General features: G+C 68.1%; 16 protein-coding genes. 7 read left to right on the forward strand and 9 right to left on the reverse strand.

Annotated features, from left to right (window positions below):
* Positions 1 to 3 precede the first annotated feature (3 nt).
* The 4 genes from ACFVV5_RS13620 to map are packed head-to-tail and all read right to left on the reverse strand — an operon-like array spanning position 4 to position 4,888.
* Positions 4 to 696, reverse strand: coding sequence for a response regulator (locus ACFVV5_RS13620; protein WP_387244827.1), 693 nt, complete (start codon positions 694 to 696; stop codon positions 4 to 6).
* Complete coding sequence (locus ACFVV5_RS13625) at positions 693 to 3,185, reverse strand: DUF4118 domain-containing protein (protein ID WP_387244830.1); 2,493 nt, start codon at positions 3,183 to 3,185, stop codon at positions 693 to 695. The genes ACFVV5_RS13620 and ACFVV5_RS13625 overlap by 4 nt, the downstream gene beginning before the upstream one ends.
* Positions 3,186 to 3,216: 31 nt before the next feature.
* Positions 3,217 to 3,978: a polyphosphate--glucose phosphotransferase gene (gene ppgK, locus ACFVV5_RS13630; RefSeq protein ID WP_387244833.1), complete on the reverse strand. Its 762-nt coding sequence runs from the start codon at positions 3,976 to 3,978 to the stop codon at positions 3,217 to 3,219.
* A gap of 43 nt (positions 3,979 to 4,021) precedes the next feature.
* Complete coding sequence (map, locus tag ACFVV5_RS13635; RefSeq protein WP_387244836.1) at positions 4,022 to 4,888, reverse strand: type I methionyl aminopeptidase; 867 nt, start codon at positions 4,886 to 4,888, stop codon at positions 4,022 to 4,024.
* Between the two features lie 12 nt (positions 4,889 to 4,900).
* Here map and ACFVV5_RS13640 point away from each other — a divergent pair, with 12 nt between their 5' ends.
* The gene (locus tag ACFVV5_RS13640; protein ID WP_387244839.1) at positions 4,901 to 5,113 is read left to right on the forward strand and encodes an SPOR domain-containing protein; all 213 of its coding nucleotides are present in this window, start codon (positions 4,901 to 4,903) and stop codon (positions 5,111 to 5,113) included.
* 27 nt (positions 5,114 to 5,140) lie between these two features.
* On the opposite strand, the gene panB is transcribed toward ACFVV5_RS13640, so the two are convergent.
* Positions 5,141 to 5,989, reverse strand: coding sequence for a 3-methyl-2-oxobutanoate hydroxymethyltransferase (gene panB, locus ACFVV5_RS13645; protein WP_387244842.1), 849 nt, complete (start codon positions 5,987 to 5,989; stop codon positions 5,141 to 5,143).
* A 90-nt stretch (positions 5,990 to 6,079) separates the two neighbouring features.
* Between panB and glnA (ACFVV5_RS13650) the strand changes: the two genes are divergently transcribed.
* From glnA (ACFVV5_RS13650) to ACFVV5_RS13670, 5 genes are all read left to right on the forward strand, one after another.
* Positions 6,080 to 7,417 carry a type I glutamate--ammonia ligase gene (glnA, locus tag ACFVV5_RS13650; protein WP_387244844.1) on the forward strand — a complete coding sequence of 446 codons (1,338 nt, stop codon included), beginning with the start codon at positions 6,080 to 6,082 and terminating at the stop codon, positions 7,415 to 7,417.
* Positions 7,418 to 7,422: 5 nt separating this feature from the next.
* A complete protein-coding gene (locus ACFVV5_RS13655) occupies positions 7,423 to 10,449 on the forward strand; it encodes a bifunctional [glutamine synthetase] adenylyltransferase/[glutamine synthetase]-adenylyl-L-tyrosine phosphorylase (RefSeq protein ID WP_387244847.1) in 3,027 nt (1,008 codons plus the stop codon).
* Positions 10,450 to 10,640: 191 nt separating this feature from the next.
* Entirely contained in the window at positions 10,641 to 10,961 is a 321-nt protein-coding gene (locus ACFVV5_RS13660; RefSeq protein ID WP_387244987.1) for a type II toxin-antitoxin system RelE/ParE family toxin, read from the forward strand.
* Between the two features lie 34 nt (positions 10,962 to 10,995).
* Positions 10,996 to 11,283 (forward strand): HigA family addiction module antitoxin, encoded by a 288-nt coding sequence (locus ACFVV5_RS13665; protein ID WP_387244850.1) that lies wholly within the window; start codon positions 10,996 to 10,998, stop codon positions 11,281 to 11,283.
* A 70-nt stretch (positions 11,284 to 11,353) separates the two neighbouring features.
* Positions 11,354 to 11,494 carry a hypothetical protein gene (locus ACFVV5_RS13670; protein ID WP_387244853.1) on the forward strand — a complete coding sequence of 47 codons (141 nt, stop codon included), beginning with the start codon at positions 11,354 to 11,356 and terminating at the stop codon, positions 11,492 to 11,494.
* Between the two features lie 143 nt (positions 11,495 to 11,637).
* On the opposite strand, the gene glnA (ACFVV5_RS13675) is transcribed toward ACFVV5_RS13670, so the two are convergent.
* Positions 11,638 to 13,062, reverse strand: a complete 1,425-nt coding sequence (gene glnA / locus ACFVV5_RS13675; RefSeq protein ID WP_387244856.1) for a type I glutamate--ammonia ligase — start codon at positions 13,060 to 13,062, stop codon at positions 11,638 to 11,640.
* 139 nt (positions 13,063 to 13,201) lie between these two features.
* Here glnA (ACFVV5_RS13675) and ACFVV5_RS13680 point away from each other — a divergent pair, with 139 nt between their 5' ends.
* Complete coding sequence (locus tag ACFVV5_RS13680; protein WP_387244859.1) at positions 13,202 to 13,639, forward strand: RDD family protein; 438 nt, start codon at positions 13,202 to 13,204, stop codon at positions 13,637 to 13,639.
* A 21-nt stretch (positions 13,640 to 13,660) separates the two neighbouring features.
* Here ACFVV5_RS13680 and ACFVV5_RS13685 read toward each other — a convergent pair whose 3' ends face one another.
* Genes ACFVV5_RS13685 through lipB form a run of 3 tightly spaced genes read right to left on the reverse strand, consistent with a single transcriptional unit; the run spans position 13,661 to position 16,063 of the window.
* On the reverse strand, positions 13,661 to 14,359 hold the full coding sequence (locus ACFVV5_RS13685; RefSeq protein ID WP_387244862.1) for a DUF4191 domain-containing protein: 699 nt from the start codon (positions 14,357 to 14,359) through the stop codon (positions 13,661 to 13,663).
* Positions 14,360 to 14,408: 49 nt separating this feature from the next.
* A complete protein-coding gene (gene lipA / locus ACFVV5_RS13690; RefSeq protein WP_387244865.1) occupies positions 14,409 to 15,398 on the reverse strand; it encodes a lipoyl synthase in 990 nt (329 codons plus the stop codon).
* On the reverse strand, positions 15,395 to 16,063 hold the full coding sequence (lipB, locus tag ACFVV5_RS13695; RefSeq protein WP_387244868.1) for a lipoyl(octanoyl) transferase LipB: 669 nt from the start codon (positions 16,061 to 16,063) through the stop codon (positions 15,395 to 15,397). The genes lipA and lipB overlap by 4 nt, the downstream gene beginning before the upstream one ends.
* Between the last annotated feature and the right edge of the window lie 254 nt (positions 16,064 to 16,317).

Here is a 16,317-nt window from a genome sequence, read left to right on the forward strand (position 1 = left end):
CCGTCAGTCGCCGTCGGGGGAGAAGCGGTAGCCCATCCCGGCTTCGGTCAGCAGGTAGCGGGGATGCGACGGCTCCGGTTCGAGCTTCTTGCGCAGCTGCGCCAGGTAGAGCCGCAAATATCCGGTGTCATTCGTGTACTGCGGACCCCACACTTCCGTGAGGAGCGACTGCCGGGTCACCAGGCGGCGCGGGTTGCGCACGAGCACGTCGAGGATCGCCCACTCGGTGGGCGTGAGGCGCACCGTCTCCGTGCCGGCCGGCGTGCTGCGGGTGACCTGATGAGCGGCGAGGTCCACTGCGATGTCGCCGAACCGCACGACCGGCTCGTCGGACGCGGCCGGCTGGCGCCGCGTGAGGGCCCGGATGCGCGCCAGCAGCTCGTCCGCCGCGAACGGCTTGGTCACGTAGTCGTCCGCTCCCGCATCGAGCGCTCCCACTTTGTCGATGGAGTCGGTGCGGCCCGAGACGACGAGGATCGGCACCTGACTCCAGCCGCGCAGACCCTCGATGACGTCGATGCCGTTCAGTTCGGGCATCCCGAGGTCGAGCATGACGAGGTCGGGATGGTGTTCCACCGCCTCGCTGAGCGCTTCGGCGCCTGTTCGGGCGATCGAGACCTCGTATCCGCGAGCGGTGAGAAGGATCCGCAGCGCGCGCAGGATCTGCAGGTCGTCGTCGGCGATGAGGATTCTCACGCTGGGCTCCCATCGGTCTCGGCAGCCGTCAGCGAGACGACCATCGTCAGGCCGCCACCGGGGGTGTCCTCGGCCTCCAGGATGCCGCCCATCCCTTCGACGAAGCCTTTGGAGAGCGCGAGACCCAGGCCGATGCCGGTGGTGTTGTCGGTGTCGCCGAGCCGCTGGAACGGGAGGAAGACCGTTTCCCGGCGCTCGCCGGGGATGCCCGGGCCGTGATCGATCACGCGCAGCTGCACCATCCCGGCGAATTCGCTGGCCGCGAGGATCGGACGCGACCCGGCCGACTCGAACCGCATCGCGTTGCTCAGCAGATTGACCAGCACCCGCTGCAGCAGCCCACCGTCGGCGGTGATCGCGGGGAGCGCGACCGGGACGTCGAGTTCGATGTCGGCCGGCCCGAGCGACAGCTCGTCGAGTGCGCCGGGCACGATGTCGTCGAGGCCGACGACGGAGAGGGAGACGGCGAGCACGCCGGCCTGGACCCGGCTCACATCGAGCAGGTTGGTGACCAGTCGAGACAGTGCGGCGAGGCCGTCCTCGGCCGTCTCGAGCAGGGCTTCGCGATCGTCCGCGCTCAGGTGGATGTCCTCCTGACGCAGGGTGGTGATGGCGGCGGTGGCGGCCGCGAGGGGACGGCGCAGATCGTGGCCGACCGCGGCGAGCAGTGCGCTGCGCACGCGGTCGGTCTCGGTGAGCGGACCGAGCTCGCTGGCCGTGGCGGCCAGTTCCTGGCGCTCGAGCGCCGCATCGAGCTGGGTGACGATGACGGCGAGCAGGCGGCGGTCAGCGGCGTCCAGGTCGCCGCCGGAGAGCTCCAGCCTCCCGCGGTCGCCGACCGGGACACGGTGCGTCTGCTCGGTCTCGGTGGGCTCGCCGTCCGTCGAGACCACCTCGTCCTCGTGGAACAGCTGCACGCCTGCGAGCCCGAAGGCCTCCCGGGTGCGGACGACGAGCGCCTGCACGGTGTCCTCACCGCGGATGACGCCGCCGGCCACGGTCGCCAGCAGCTCCGCCTCCGCCGCGGCTCGCTTGGCCGTGCGGCTGCGCCGGGCGGCCCGATCGACCACCAGGCTCACCAGCGTCGCGATGAGGAGGAACAAGACGAGGGCCAGCAGGTGCAGTGGCTCGCCGATCGAGATCTCGTGGAGAGGCTCGACGAAGAAGTAGTCGAGCGCGAGCCCGGACACCAGCGCGGTGAACAGTGCCGGCCAGATGCCCCCGACCAGGGCGACGACGACCACCAGCAGCTGGTAGCTGAGCACCTCGCTGGTGAGGGAGTCCTCGCTGTGCAGACCGACCAGCAGCCAGGTGAGCAGCGGACCGACGATGAGTGCCACTGCGAAACCGTAGACGCGGCGACGTACGGTGAGGCCGCCGCTCAGGCGGGGCATTGAGAAGCCTTCACCGGCATGCGTCTGGGAGACGACATGCACGTCGATGTCGCCGGACTCGCGGATCGCGGTGGCCGCGATTCCGGCTCCGGACAGCAGGGCGGCTTGACGGCCCCGCCTGCTGACACCGATGACGAGCTGTGTGGCGTTCGCGCGGCGCGCGAAATCGACGAGTGCCAGCGCGATGTCGTCACCGACCACCTGGTGATAGGTGCCGCCGAGCTGCTCGACGAGGGTGCGCTGAGCCGCGAGCGCGCCCGGATTCGGCTCGCGAAGGCCGTCCTGGCTGGACACGTGCACGGCCAGCAGTTCGCCGCCTACCGAGCGCTCGACGATTCGCGCTCCTCGCCGTACCAATGTCTCGCCGTGCGGTCCACCGACGAGCCCCACGACCACGCGTTCGCGAGCCTCCCAGGTTTCGTCGATGCCGTGCTCGGCCCGATACCGCTCGAGCGAGCTGTCCACCTCGTCGGCCAGCCAGAGCAGGGCCAGCTCGCGGAGAGCGGTGAGGTTCCCGAGGCGGAAGTAGTTGGAGAGGGCGGCGTCGATGCGGGTGGCCGGGTACACGACGCCGTCGGTGAGGCGATCGCGCAGAGCCTCGGGTGCGAGGTCGACCACCTCGATCTGGTCCGCGCGGCGCAGTACCGAGTCGGGGATGGTCTCGCGCTGATGCGTGCCGGTGACCTGCTCGACCACGCCGTTCAGCGACTCGATGTGCTGGATGTTCACGGTCGAGATCACGTCGATGCCGGCGTCCAGCATCGCCTCGACGTCCTCCCAGCGCTTGGCGTGCTCGGATCCGGGGACGTTCGTGTGGGCGAGCTCGTCGACGAGCGCGAGCTGCGGGGCCCGAGCGAGCACGGCATCCAGGTCGAGCTCGGTCAGCTCGACGCCGCGATGCTCGACCGTGCGGCGCGGGACGACCTCGAGCCCGTCGAGCAGAGCCTCCGTGGCGGCGCGGCCGTGAGCGACCACGACGGCGGCGACGACGTCCGTGCCGAGAGCGCGCAGCCGCGTGCCCTCCTCGAGCATCGTGTACGTCTTTCCGACGCCGGGAGCCGCGCCGAGCATGACCCGCAAGCGGCCTCGTGGCATCGTCTACCCGTCCATGTCGAGGCTCCCGACCCTAGCGGGCCGTTCGCACCGCCAGTGCTGCCGCGCCCAGGATGCCCGCGTTGTTGCGGTGCGCTGCCGGAACGATCTCGGTCTTCAGGTCGAGGAGGGGGAGGAAGTCCTTGTAGTTCTTGGACACGCCGCCGCCCACGATGAACAGGTCGGGGGTGAACAGGAACTCGAGGGTGGAGTAGTACCGTTGCAGGCGCTTCGCCCACTTGTCCCACGAGAGGTCTTCGCGCTCCTTCGCCGAGTACGAGGCCTTCGACTCGGCGTCGGCGCCGTCGATCTCGAGGTGGCCGAGTTCGGCGTTCGGGATGAGCACACCGTTGTAGATGAGGGCGGAGCCGATGCCGGTGCCGAGCGTCGTCATCAGCACCAGACCGTCGCGGTCCTTCGCCGCACCGAAACGCGACTCGGCGTAGCCGGCGGCGTCGGCGTCGTTGACGAAGTGGATGTCGCGGCCGAGCGCCTTCTCGAACAGGTCTTCCGCGCGGAGACCGATCCACTTCTTGGACACGTTCGCGGCGGACAGGGTGACCCCGTGGCTGACGATCGCGGGGAAGCAGATTCCGACGGGCGCATCCGGGTCTTCTGCCGCCAGCTGCTCGACGATCTTCAGGGTGGTGTCGACGATGTCGTCGGGCTTGCCGTCCGCAGGGGTCGGGAGCTTGACGCGATCGCTGACGAGTTCGCCGGAGTCGAGATCGACGATGCCCCCTTTGATCCCGGTTCCACCGATGTCGATTCCGATTGCGATGTTCTTCGAACTCATGTCCACGAATCTACCCCGCCTCGGCGGTGCGTCAGGGCCTGCGTCAGGGAAGAGTGAGCACCTCGGCGCCGCGCTCGGTGACGACGAGGGTGTGTTCGAACTGCGCCGTGATGCTCTTGTCGCGGGTGACGACGGTCCAGTCGTCGGCCCACATGTCCCATTCGTGCGTTCCGAGCGTGAGCATCGGCTCGATGGTGAAGACCATGCCGACCTCCATCACGTCGTCGTAGAGCGGGGCCGAGTCGTAGTGGGGGATGATCAGGCCGGAGTGGAACGCGGCGCCGACGCCGTGACCGGTGAAGTCGCGTACGACGCCGTAGCCGAACCGCTTGGCGTACGACTCGATGGCGCGGCCGATCACGTTCACCTGGCGTCCCGGAGCGACGGCTTTGATGCCGCGGCTCAGGGCCTCGCGGGTGCGTTCGACCAGCAGGGACACCTCCTCGGTCGCGGTGCCGGCGATGAAGGTCTGGTTGCTGTCGCCGTGGAAGCCGTTCGTGTACGCGGTGATGTCGATGTTCACGATGTCGCCGTCTTCGATGACGGTGTCGTCGGGGATCCCATGGCAGATCACCTCGTTGACCGAGCTGCAGATCGATTTGGGGTATCCCCGGTAGCCGAGCGTCGACGGGTACGCGTCGTTGGCGAGCAGGAACTCGTGCCCGATGATGTCGAGCTCCTCGGTGGTGACGCCCGGCTGCACGGCCTGGCCGACCCGTTCGATCGCCTGCGCGGCGATGCGACCGGATGCTCGGATCAGCTCGATCTCGGCCGGCGTGTAGACGTCGCCGCCGGTGTAGGGGGCGGGACCCGCCTTCCCCACATATTCCGGTCGGGGGATGCGCGAGGGAACGGCACGCATCGGCGAGACGAGTCCGGGAACCAGGTGACCGGCGGAATCCTTGGGCATAGGATCAAGCTTATGACCGCAGAGAACGACCACGGGATCACTCAGGACGCGGAGCACCGCTACTGGTACAACATGAAGACGGGCGAGGTCGAGCAGGGTTTCCTCTCGCCGGCGCCCGATCGTGTCGGGCCGTTCGACACCCGCGTCGAGGCTGAGCATGCGCTCGAGAAGCTGCGTGAGAACAGTGCGAAGTGGGCTGAGGAAGACGCCGCCGACGACCGCTGAGCGGGTCCGCTGAAGGGCTGTGCTCCGCTAGAAGCTGTGCTCCTCGGTGGGGAACGCGCCACCCTGCACGTCGGCTTTGAACGCCGTCGCCGCATCCGTCAGCACGCCGCGCAGGTCGGCGTACTGCTTCACGAAGCGCGGGATGCGCCCTGTGTTCAGCCCTGCCCAGTCCGTCCAGACGAGCAGCTGGCCGTCGACATCCGGGCCCGCGCCCACACCGATGGTCGGGATGCGCAGCTCGGCCGTCACCCGGCTCGCGACCTCCGCGGGCACCATCTCCATGACGACGGCGAACGCTCCGGCGTCCTCGACCGCGTGAGCGTCGGCGAGCAGTTGCTCGGCGCCGTGTCCGCGGCCCTGGATGATGTGGCCGCCCAGGCCGTGCTCGCTTTGCGGCGTGAAGCCGATGTGGGCCATGACCGGGATGCCCGCGTCGACGATCCGCCGGATCTGCTCGGCGCTGCGCACGCCGCCCTCGAGCTTGACGGCGTGCGCGCCGGTCTCCTTCATGAACCGCACGGCCGTGTGCAAGGCCTCGAGCGCGCCGGTCTCGTAGGAGCCGAACGGCATGTCGGCGACCACGAACGCGCGCTTGACGGCGCCGGCGACCGCGCGGGTGAGCGGGATGAGCTCGTCCACCGTGACCGGGAGCGTCGTGTCGTAGCCGAGCACGTTGTTGCCTGCCGAGTCGCCGACCAGCAGGAAGTCGATGCCGGCCGCGTCGAAGATCTGGGCGGTCAGCTGGTCGTAGCTGGTGAGCCCGGTGAACTTCGTGCCCTCTTCCTTGGCTGCCTGGAAGTGCCTCGTCCGAACCCGTTTGAGCGACTGCATCGTGGTCGAAGGGGAGACGGACGGCATCGGCGACTGCTCTGACATGCGCTCAGTCTAGTGAGCAGCGGGCCCCTCCAGATGGCCGCGTCGGGGCCTGTGAACCAGTAGCCTAAGAAGGCTGACGAAAGGGGCACGATGGACAAGCAGCGCGACTTCGTTCTTCGCACGATCGAGGAACGCGGTATCAAGTTCGTGAGGCTGTGGTTCACCGATGTCGTCGGCACCCTCAAGTCCGTCGCGATCGCGCCCGCCGAGGTCGAAGGAGCCTTCAGCGAGGGCCTCGGCTTCGACGGTTCGGCCATCGAGGGGCTGACCCGCGCCTACGAATCCGACCTGCTCGCGCATCCGGACCCCACCACGTTCCAGATCCTCCCGTGGCGCGGCGAGATCGACCCGACAGCGCGCATGTTCTGCGACATCACCACACCCGACGGGCAGCCGTCGGTGTCCGATCCCCGCAACGTGCTCAAGCGCACGCTCGAGAAGGCGGCCGACCGCGGGTTCACGTTCTACACGCACCCCGAGATCGAGTTCTACCTGCTCAAGTCGTCGCAGTACGGCCCGGAGGGTCCCGAGCCCGTGGACTCGGCCGGCTACTTCGACAACGTGCCCGGCGGCACGGCGCACGACTTCCGTCGCCGCTCGGTCCGGATGCTCGAAGACCTCGGCATCTCGGTCGAGTTCAGCCACCACGAGGCGGGCCCAGGCCAGAACGAGATCGACCTCCGCTACGCCGACGCGCTCACCACCGCCGACAACATCATGACGTTCCGCACCGTGATCAAAGAGGTGGCGATCGAGCAGGGCGTCTACGCCACGTTCATGCCCAAGCCCCTGTCCGGGCATCCGGGCTCCGGGATGCACACCCACATGTCGCTCTTCGAGGGGGACACGAACGCGTTCTTCGAAGCGGGCGCCGAATACCAGCTGTCGAAGATCGGCCGGCACTTCATCGCGGGCCTGCTGCGGCATGCGCCCGAGATCACGGCGGTCACGAACCAGTTCGTCAACTCGTACAAGCGCCTCTGGGGCGGCGACGAGGCCCCCAGCTTCGTCTGCTGGGGGCACAACAACCGCTCGGCCCTCGTACGCGTCCCGCTCTACAAGCCCAACAAGGGCCAGAGCTCGCGTGTCGAGTACCGTGCCATCGACTCCGCGGCCAACCCGTACCTCGCGTTCTCGCTCATGCTGGCCGCCGGCCTCAAGGGCATCGAAGAGCAGTACGAGCTCCCGCCCGAGGCCGAGAACAATGTGTGGGCGCTCAGCGACGCCGAGCGCCGCGCCCTCGGCTACAGCCAGCTGCCGGCAAGCCTCGACCACGCCATCTCGCTGATGGAGGACTCGGAGCTGGTGGCGGAGACGCTCGGCGAGCAGGTGTTCAACTACGTGCTGCTGAACAAGCGGCAGGAGTGGCACGCCTACCGCGCGCAGGTCACCCCGTACGAGCTGCGCACAAACCTCGAGATCCTCTAGGCGCCGTGGCGCGCGACCAGCTCTCCCTGACCACTCTGGCGCGAGCCGGATTCGTGGGGCTGAGCTCCGTGCGCGCACAACTCGACGCGCTCTCGGAGCTGACCGGTCTCACGGTCGAGGAGTCGCTTCCCGTGTTCCGGGTGGCTGCCGACCCCGACACTGCGCTGGCGTCGGCCATCACATTGTTGAGGCGTGCACCGGATGCGGGCGCCGCGTTCGTCGGACGCCGCGACGTGGCCGAGCGTGCGGTGCGGGTGATCGGCGCCTCGGAGGGCCTCGCCGAGTTCTTCCTCCGGCAGCCCGCGCAGATGGATGCTCTGGCCGACCCGGTCACACGGCTCCCGTCGCCCGCTGAGCTGCGCGACGACCTGCTCGAATCGGTCGGAGCGCATGACGGCTTCGCGACGCTCACCGAGGAGGAGGCGTGGACGGCTCTGCGCATCCGGTACCGTCGGCGGCTGGTGCAGATCGTGAGCTTCGATCTGGAGCAGTCCGACCCGGTCGAGGGACTCGACGACGTCGCGGCGGCCCTCGCCGATCTCGCGGCGGCGGCGCTCGAGGCGTCCCTCGCCGTCGCCCGGCAGCAGTCGAGCGGATCGGGCCCCGGGCGCTTCCCCGAAGACGAGGTGCGCGCCACCCGCTTCGCCGTGATCGGCATGGGCAAGGCGGGCGCCCGCGAGCTCAATTATGTGAGCGATGTCGACGTGATCTTCGTCGCGGAGGGCGACGAGGAGGCGGGCGTCTCCTCCGGTCGCGCCGTCGACATCGCCACCCGCCTCGCCGTGCTGATGATGCGCGGCATCGACGCTCCCGCCATCGAGCCGGGCCTCTGGGAGGTCGACCCCAACCTGCGGCCGGAAGGCAAAGACGGCGCCCTGGTGCGCACACTCGAGTCGCACCTCGCGTATTACGACCGCTGGGCGAAGGGCTGGGAGTTCCAGGCGCTGCTCAAGGCGCGACCGCTCGCCGGCGACCTCGACCTCGGTCGGCGGTATGTCGACGCCCTCTCGCCCAAGGTGTGGAACAGTGCGTCCCGCGAGAACTTCGTCGAGTCGGTGCAGCGGATGCGCGAACGCGTCACCGACCACATCCCCGACGACGAGGTCGAGTATCAGCTCAAGCTCGGCCCGGGCGGCCTGCGAGACGTGGAGTTCACGGTGCAGCTGCTGCAGCTCGTGCACGGTCAGACCGATGATCAGGTGCACCAGCGGGCCACCCTGCCCGCCCTCGCCGCCCTGGCCGCGCAAGGCTACATCGGCCGCGAGGAGTCCGCCGAGTTCTCCGACGACTACCGCACGCTCCGGCTGCTCGAGCACCGCCTGCAGCTGCGGCACCTGCGCCGCACCCACCTCATGCCGCGCGACGAAGGCGACGTGCGCGTGCTAGCACGGGCATCCGGACTCGCGCCCGGCGCCACGCAGCTCCTCGAGCGCTGGACCGCCATCAAGCACCGGGTCCGCGGACTGCACGAGCGGCTCTTCTACCGGCCGCTGCTGAGCGCCGTCGCCGCGACGCCGAGTGAGGACACGCGACTGGCGGGAGGGGCGGGCCTGACGAGCGCCCAGGCCGAGGCCCGGCTCGCCGCCATCGGCTTCCGCGACCCGAAGGGCGCCCTCGCCCACATCGGCGCGCTCACCGGGGGAGTGTCGCGCCGGGCGACCATCCAGCGCCATCTGCTGCCGGTGATGCTGCAATGGTTCGCCGACGGCGCCGACCCCGACTACGGTCTGCTCACCTTCCGCCGGCTCAGCGAAGATCTCGGCTCGACGCACTGGTACCTCCGGATGCTCCGCGACTCGACCGGCGCGGCCGAGCGACTCACCCGCGTGCTGTCCGGCTCGCGGTTCGCCGGCGAACTGCTGGGGCGCATCCCCGAGTCGGTGGCCTGGCTGGAGTCCGAGGACGAGCTGCGGCCGCGATCCGCCGCCCTGCTGCGGGAGGAGACGCGCGCGATCCTCGCCCGCCATGCCTCGCCCGAGACGGCGGCGGCGGCATTGCGGGCGGCTCGGCGCCGGGAGATCCTGCGGCTCGCGTTCTCCGCCATCCTCGGGTTCTGCAGCGTCGAGGAGCTGGCCCAGGGCCTCACGGCGATCACCGAGAACGTCATCTCCGGGGTGCTCGAGGCCGTGCGGGCATCCCGAGGCGACCGGGACCTGCTCGAGTTCGCGGTCATCGGGATGGGACGCTTCGGCGGGCGGGAGCTCGGCTTCGGCTCGGACGCCGACGTGATGTACGTCTTCCGGGCGCTCGGCGACGATCAGGGTGTCGCCCACACGGCCGCGCTCGCCATCGTCTCCGAGCTGAACAGGCTCACGGAGGACAACCGGTTGCCGCTCGACCTCGACATCGGGCTGCGGCCGGAGGGCAAGAACGGCACCCCGGTGCGGTCGCTCGATTCGTATCGCGCCTACTATGAGCGCTGGTCGCTCACCTGGGAGGCCCAGGCGCTGCTCCGCGCGCGCGGGGTGGCCGGAGATGCGGCGCTGCTCGACGACTTCGAGGCAGTCGCCGACGAGGTGCGCTTCCCGCGCGCCATCAGCGACCAGGCCGTGCGCGAGGTCAAGCGCATCAAGGCCCGGGTCGAGAACGAACGTCTCCCGCAGGGCGCGGACCCCACCCGGCACGTCAAGCTGGGCCGTGGCTCGCTGAGCGACGTCGAGTGGTTCGTGCAGCTGATCCAGCTGCAGCACGGGTCGGAGCTGACCGCGCTGCGCACGACCTCCACGCTGGAGGCTCTGGCGGTCGCCGCCGAGAACGGCCTGGTGAGCGCCGACGATGCCGCCAAGCTCCGGGATGCCTGGGTCTTCGCCTCGCGTGTCCGTTCGGCGATGACCCTCTGGACCAACAAGACGGCGGATGTGCTCCCCTCCGACCGCGTGCAGCTCGACGGAGTCGCACGGCTGCTCGAGTTTCCGCCGGGGTCGGCGAGTCAGCTGGAGCAGGACTACCTGGCGCTGACCCGGCGTGCACGGGCCGTTTTCGAGCGGTCCTTCTACGGCCAGCCGGAACGGCCGGCGCCCTCCACGGCCTGATCGGGCTCGTGACGCTCGCGACCTGGCGCGACCCCTTTCACCGCCAGGAATCGGGCGTACAATTCCGCTCAAGGGCCCGGTCGGGCGCCCACTCGGGTGACCGTCTCGGAGCGTTCAGGCCGATGCCGTGCTTTATACGGGAGCACGGCATCCTGACTTTGCGCCGCATGCCGATCGTGCCGCAATCGCGGATGAGAGAACGCGGCTGGACGCGCTCGACTCAGTCACGCGTGGCACTAGTAACGCTTGACGTCAATAACGCGCCGCGTTCCTATCTGAGGGTGCTCCAGTCATTCGCCGACGACGACACCGAGCACGTGTGGCATGATCGCCGTGCTCGGCGATTCAGTACCGATCTTATTGACTGCCGTGTCCCACCCGGCAACAGGCTTGAGAAGCTGAGTGGCAATAGACAAGGCCAATTCAGCATTCGAACCAACGATCAGTTCAGGATCTGTTTCGAATGGACCACCGGTGGCCCCGAGAACGTTCATATCGTCGACTATCGCTAAAGGAGTCGACCATCACTACAGAAGGGAGCGACAAATGACAGAACCGATTCCCCCGGGCGAGATTCTGCTCGAAGAATTCATGAAGCCGCTTGGGCTGACCAAGTATGCGCTTGCAAAGGCCATCAATGTTCCAGCGCAGCGCGTCGGGGACATTGTCAACAACAGGCGTGCGATCACAACAGACACTGCTCTGCGCTTGTCGCGGGCCTTCGGCACGTCGGCAGAGTTCTGGCTCAATCTCCAGTCGCACTATCTGCTGGAGATCGAGACCGCGGAGCACAAGGCTGAACTGGATCGCATTCACCCGCTCATCCCGGTTTGAGCAGGCGCTACGGCACGAGCAGCGGCACGCAGAGAAGGCCGAGACAGCGTTCAGGACGGCGCGAGAGACCGTGAAGGGTCAGCCTGAGGACTCGCGCATCCACGGCGTGCGGCATTACGACGCTTCGCTGCTGATCGCCGCGGGACTCGACATCAATACGGTGCAGGCGCGCCTTCGGCGCGCATTCGCCAAGACGACGCTGGACATGTGAGAGCACATGTGCCCGACAAAGACGAGTCCGCCCGGGCCGCGGCTTCGGCCGCTTTCGCGGACCGTCCTACGACTCGGGCGGACTCTTTGCGGACTGAGGCGTCCGCCGGGCCTGAGAAACCCCGGGATTCCGGGGCATTCCGACTAGACGCCGAAGTACAGCTCGTACTCGAACGGGTGCGGGCGCTGCGCGAGGGGCTTGATCTCCTTCTCGCGCTTGTAGTCGATCCAGGTCTCGATGAGCTCCGGGGTGAACACGCCGCCTGCGAGCAGGAAGTCGTGGTCGGCCTCGAGCGCGTCGAGCACCTCGGCGAGCGTGCCGGGAACCTGGGGGATGTTCTTGGCCTCCTCGGGCGGCAGCTCGTAGAGGTCCTTGTCGACCGGCTCGTGCGGCTCGATGCGGTTCTTGATGCCGTCGAGACCGGCCATCAGCTGGGCGGCGAACGCGAGGTACGGGTTGCCCGAGGCATCCGGAGCGCGGAACTCGATGCGCTTGGCCTTGGGGTTGGTGCCCGTGATCGGGATGCGGATGGACGCCGACCGGTTGCCGGCCGAGTAGACCAGGTTCACGGGCGCCTCGAAGCCGGGGACCAGACGGTGGAACGAGTTCACCGTCGGGTTGGTGAACGCCAGCACGGCCGGAGCGTGCTTGAGCAGGCCGCCGATGTACCAGCGGGCGATGTCGGACAGGCCGCCGTAGCCGGCCTCGTCGTAGAACAGCGGCTTGCCGTCGTTCCACAGCGACTGGTGCGTGTGCATGCCCGAGCCGTTGTCGCCGAACAGCGGCTTCGGCATGAAGGTCGCAACCTTGCCCCAGTCGTTCGCCGTGTTCTTGACGATGTACTTGAACTTCAGGATGTCGTCGGCGGCGTGCACCATGGTGTCGAAGCGGTAGTTGATCTCCGCCTGGCCGCCGGTGCCCACCTCGTGGTGCGCGCGCTCGAGGATGAGGCCGGCGTCGATGAGCTTGAGGGAGATGTCGTCGCGCAGGTCGGCCTGCTTGTCGACCGGGCTCACCGGGAAGTATCCGCCCTTGTACGGGGTCTTGTTGGCGAGGTTGCCGCCCTCTTCGGTGCGGCCGCTGTTCCAGGCGCCCTCCTCGGAGTCCACCGCGTAGAAGCTGGAGTGCTGGTTCACCTCGTAGCGCACGTCGTCGAAGATGTAGAACTCCGCCTCGGGGGCGAAGTACGCCGTGTCGGCGATGCCGGTGGAGGCGAGGTACTTCTCGGCCTTCTTAGCGACCTGACGCGGGTCCTTCGCGTAGATCTCGCCGTTGCGCGGGTTGTAGATGTCGAAGACCATGATGAGCGTGCGCTCGGCACGGAACGGGTCGACGTACGCCGTCGACACGTCGGGAATGAGCTGCATGTCGGACTCGTGGATCGACGCGAAGCCGCGAATGGACGAGCCGTCGAAGAGCTGGCCGACGGAGAAGAACTCTTCATCAACGGTCGACGCGGGAATGTTGAAGTGCTGCTGCACACCAGGCAGATCGGTGAAGCGGATATCAAGGAACTTGACGTCGGTGTCCTTGATGAACTTGAGCACCTCGGAAGAATCACGGAACATGCGGAGGACTCCCAATAGCTTGTGGAACGAGGTGGACCACGCGTGCGGCCCAAGTCAAAGGTATGGGGAGGGGGTTTCCCCGCGGTGACACTAATGTTTCCGGCATGTTACGTGTACCCCAGGCCGGTAAACTCGTCGAGTGCCCCAGAATCCCCAGCCCTCCCGTTCCGGCGACGTCGCACCGAGCAGATATCCGGGGGAACGTCTCGGTCTTCCGGAGGAGGGCCGCGGGTCGGTCGGTCGCGCGGGCCGGCGCATCGGCGCGCTGGTGGTCGACTGGGGGATCGCCTACCTGATCTCGTTCGCGTTCTTCCGGATCGACGGCCAGCCCAACGGCTGGGCGACCCTGGGCATCTTCGTGCTGATGCAGGTGGTGTTCATCCCGACCATCGGCGGCGGCATCGGCCACCGTGTGTTCGGGATGCGCGTGATCGCTCTGCAGGGCGGGTGGGTCGGCGTGTGGCGGCCCCTCGTGCGCTCGCTCCTGCTCGCCATCGTGGTCCCGGCGCTCGTGTGGGATTCCGATCAGCGTGGATTCCACGACAAGATCGCGGGAACGGTCCTCATCCGCGCCTGAGCGGGACGCGGAATGCCCGCGTCAGCGGGAGCGCTGCGCGCGCACCTTCATCGGGTCGACGCCCTTCGGGATCGGCATCGGGTTCTCAAGCGACTGCAGACGGTTGCTGATCGCCAGGACCTCGGCCTTGGTGAGCACCGGCTTGATCTTGGCGAGCCTGCGCGGAATCTTGTGCAAGGGAATCGAGTCGGCATCGGGCCCGACGCTGATCGTCGTGACCGGGACGTTCGGGAGCACGCGGTTCACGCTGCGACGCTGCTCTTCGAGCATCCGGACCGTTCGTGTCTTGGGCCCCTCGCTGATGAGCACGACACCGCCGCGACCCACGGCGCGGTAGACCGCGTCCTGCGTCTTGCCGTTGACCGCGATCGGCATCTCGGAGCCGCGCCAGCTGCGCTTGAGCGAGCTGCGCAGGACCGCTCCGACGGCGCCCGGCTGCCCCTCGATCTGCGAGTATGCGGCACGCTCGGCGCGACGGCCGAGGATGATGAGCGCGACCAGGACGCCGGCGAGCACGCCGGCGAGGATCCACAGCACCATCGTGAACACGTTGCCGTCGGACAGGAAGATCGAGAGCAGCACGCCCAGGATGATCGGCAGCGCGAGCCCGCCGACGATGTATGCGACAGCCCGATTGTCGTAGCGACGGGTCATCTGGAAGACCTGCCACATCTGCTTCAGACGGCCGGGCTCCTTGGTGGTCTTCTCCTTGCGTGCCATGTTCACTAGGATACCGGCTCGGACGCCCTCGACGTGACGCAGTTCGCCGTCAGGATACGGCTTGCGCGAACCCGAGCGACGCATCGGCGAGGTGCCTCAGCTCGTCCGGCACGGCGCGGCCCTTCGCCTGCATCGACTGGGCCCACAGGCGGCCGGCGCGGTACGACGATCGCACGAGCGGCCCGGCGAGCACGCCGAGGAATCCGATCCCCTCGGCCTCCTGCTTCAGTTCGACGAACTCGTCCGGATGCACCCAGCGCGCGACCGGGAGGTGGCGGGGGCTCGGCCGCAGGTACTGGGTGATGGTGATGATGTCGGTTCCGGCGTCGTGCAGGTCCTGGAGAGCCTGGCTGACCTCGCTGCGCTCCTCGCCCATCCCGAGGATGAGGTTGGACTTGGTGATGAGCCCCGCCGCGCGCCCCTGCGTGATCACGTCGAGCGAGCGGTCGTATCGGAAGGCCGGCCGGATGCGCTTGAAGATGCGCGGAACGGTCTCGACGTTGTGCGCGAACACCTCCGGACGCGCGGAGAAGACCTCGCCGAGGTACTCCGGGTTGCCCGAGAAGTCGGGGACCAGGATCTCGACACCAGTGCCCGGGCTCTGCCGGTGGATCTCGCGGATCGTCTCGGCGTAGAGCCACGACCCTTCGTCGTCCAGGTCGTCTCGGGCGACTCCCGTGACGGTGGCGTACCGGAGGTTCATCCGCGACACCGACTCGGCCACGCGTCGCGGCTCGTCGGTGTCGTAGTCGGCCGGCTTGCCCGTGTCGATCTGGCAGAAGTCGCAGCGCCTCGTGCATTGCGCGCCGCCGATGAGGAAGGTCGCCTCGCGATCCTCCCAGCACTCGTAGATGTTCGGGCAGCCGGCCTCCTGGCAGACCGTGTGGAGCTCTTCGCTCTTCACGAGGCTCTGCAGCTGGCGGTACTCCGGGCCCATCCTGGCCTTGGTCTTGATCCACTCCGGCTTGCGTTCGATCGGCGTCTCGGCGTTGCGGATCTCCAGGCGCAGCATCCGGCGCCCCTCGGGTGCGGCGCTCATGCGACGGACTCCAGTTCTCTCGCGAAGCGCGCCTGGACCAGGGGAGCCACGTCGTGCGGTGTCACCGTGCGCCCGAGCACGCGGCTGATCGAGGTGATCCCGGCATCCCGGATGCCGCAGGCGACGATCGCGTCGTAGGCCGCGAAGCCGTTGGAGCAGTTGAGGGCGAAGCCGTGCATCGTCACCCCTTCGGCGACCCGGATGCCGATCGCGGCGATCTTCTCGTCGCGCTGCACCCCGCGGATCCACACGCCGGAGCGGCCCTGCACCTGTTCGCCGTGCACGCCCAGTTCGGCGAGCACGTCGATGAGGATGCCTTCGAGCCTGCGCACGTAGCCGACGACGTCGATCGGCTCGGCGAGTCGGAGTATCGGGTATCCCACGAGCTGCCCCGGCCCGTGCCAGGTGATCTTCCCGCCGCGGTCGACATCGATGACGGGGGTGCCGTCGGTCGGCCTTTCGTCGGGCTCGGTGCGTTTGCCGGCGGTGTACACCGACGGGTGCTCGAGGAGGATGACGGTATCGGGCGCCCGGCCAGCTACGACGGCAGCGTGCAGAGCACGTTGCTGTTCGAGGGCCTCGGTATACGGCACGGAGTTGGCGCTTAGCCCCGTGACATCGAACTGAATCTGACCACGTAATGAGGTCAGTGGCGATGTAGTCATAGCGTCCAGCATATGTGGACTCAGTCCAAAAAGGCGATCAGCGCCGGCTGACGGCGGACGCCCAGACCCAGGCGCGGCGCTTCTTGCCGTCGCGCATGGTGAACTCGACGAGGACGGCGCGCTTTGTCCAGGCTGTCGCGACGGCGTCGACCTCGACGGGGACTCTGGGAAACGGACCCAGGCACGGACGCGGATCGGCTCGGCGGCCTCGGTCACTGGAGCGCCTGTCTCAGGCTCAGTGAGGGAGATCGGTT

This window comes from Leifsonia sp. NPDC058248 (genome assembly GCF_042881905.1).
In the GTDB taxonomy this organism is placed as follows: domain Bacteria; phylum Actinomycetota; class Actinomycetes; order Actinomycetales; family Microbacteriaceae; genus Leifsonia.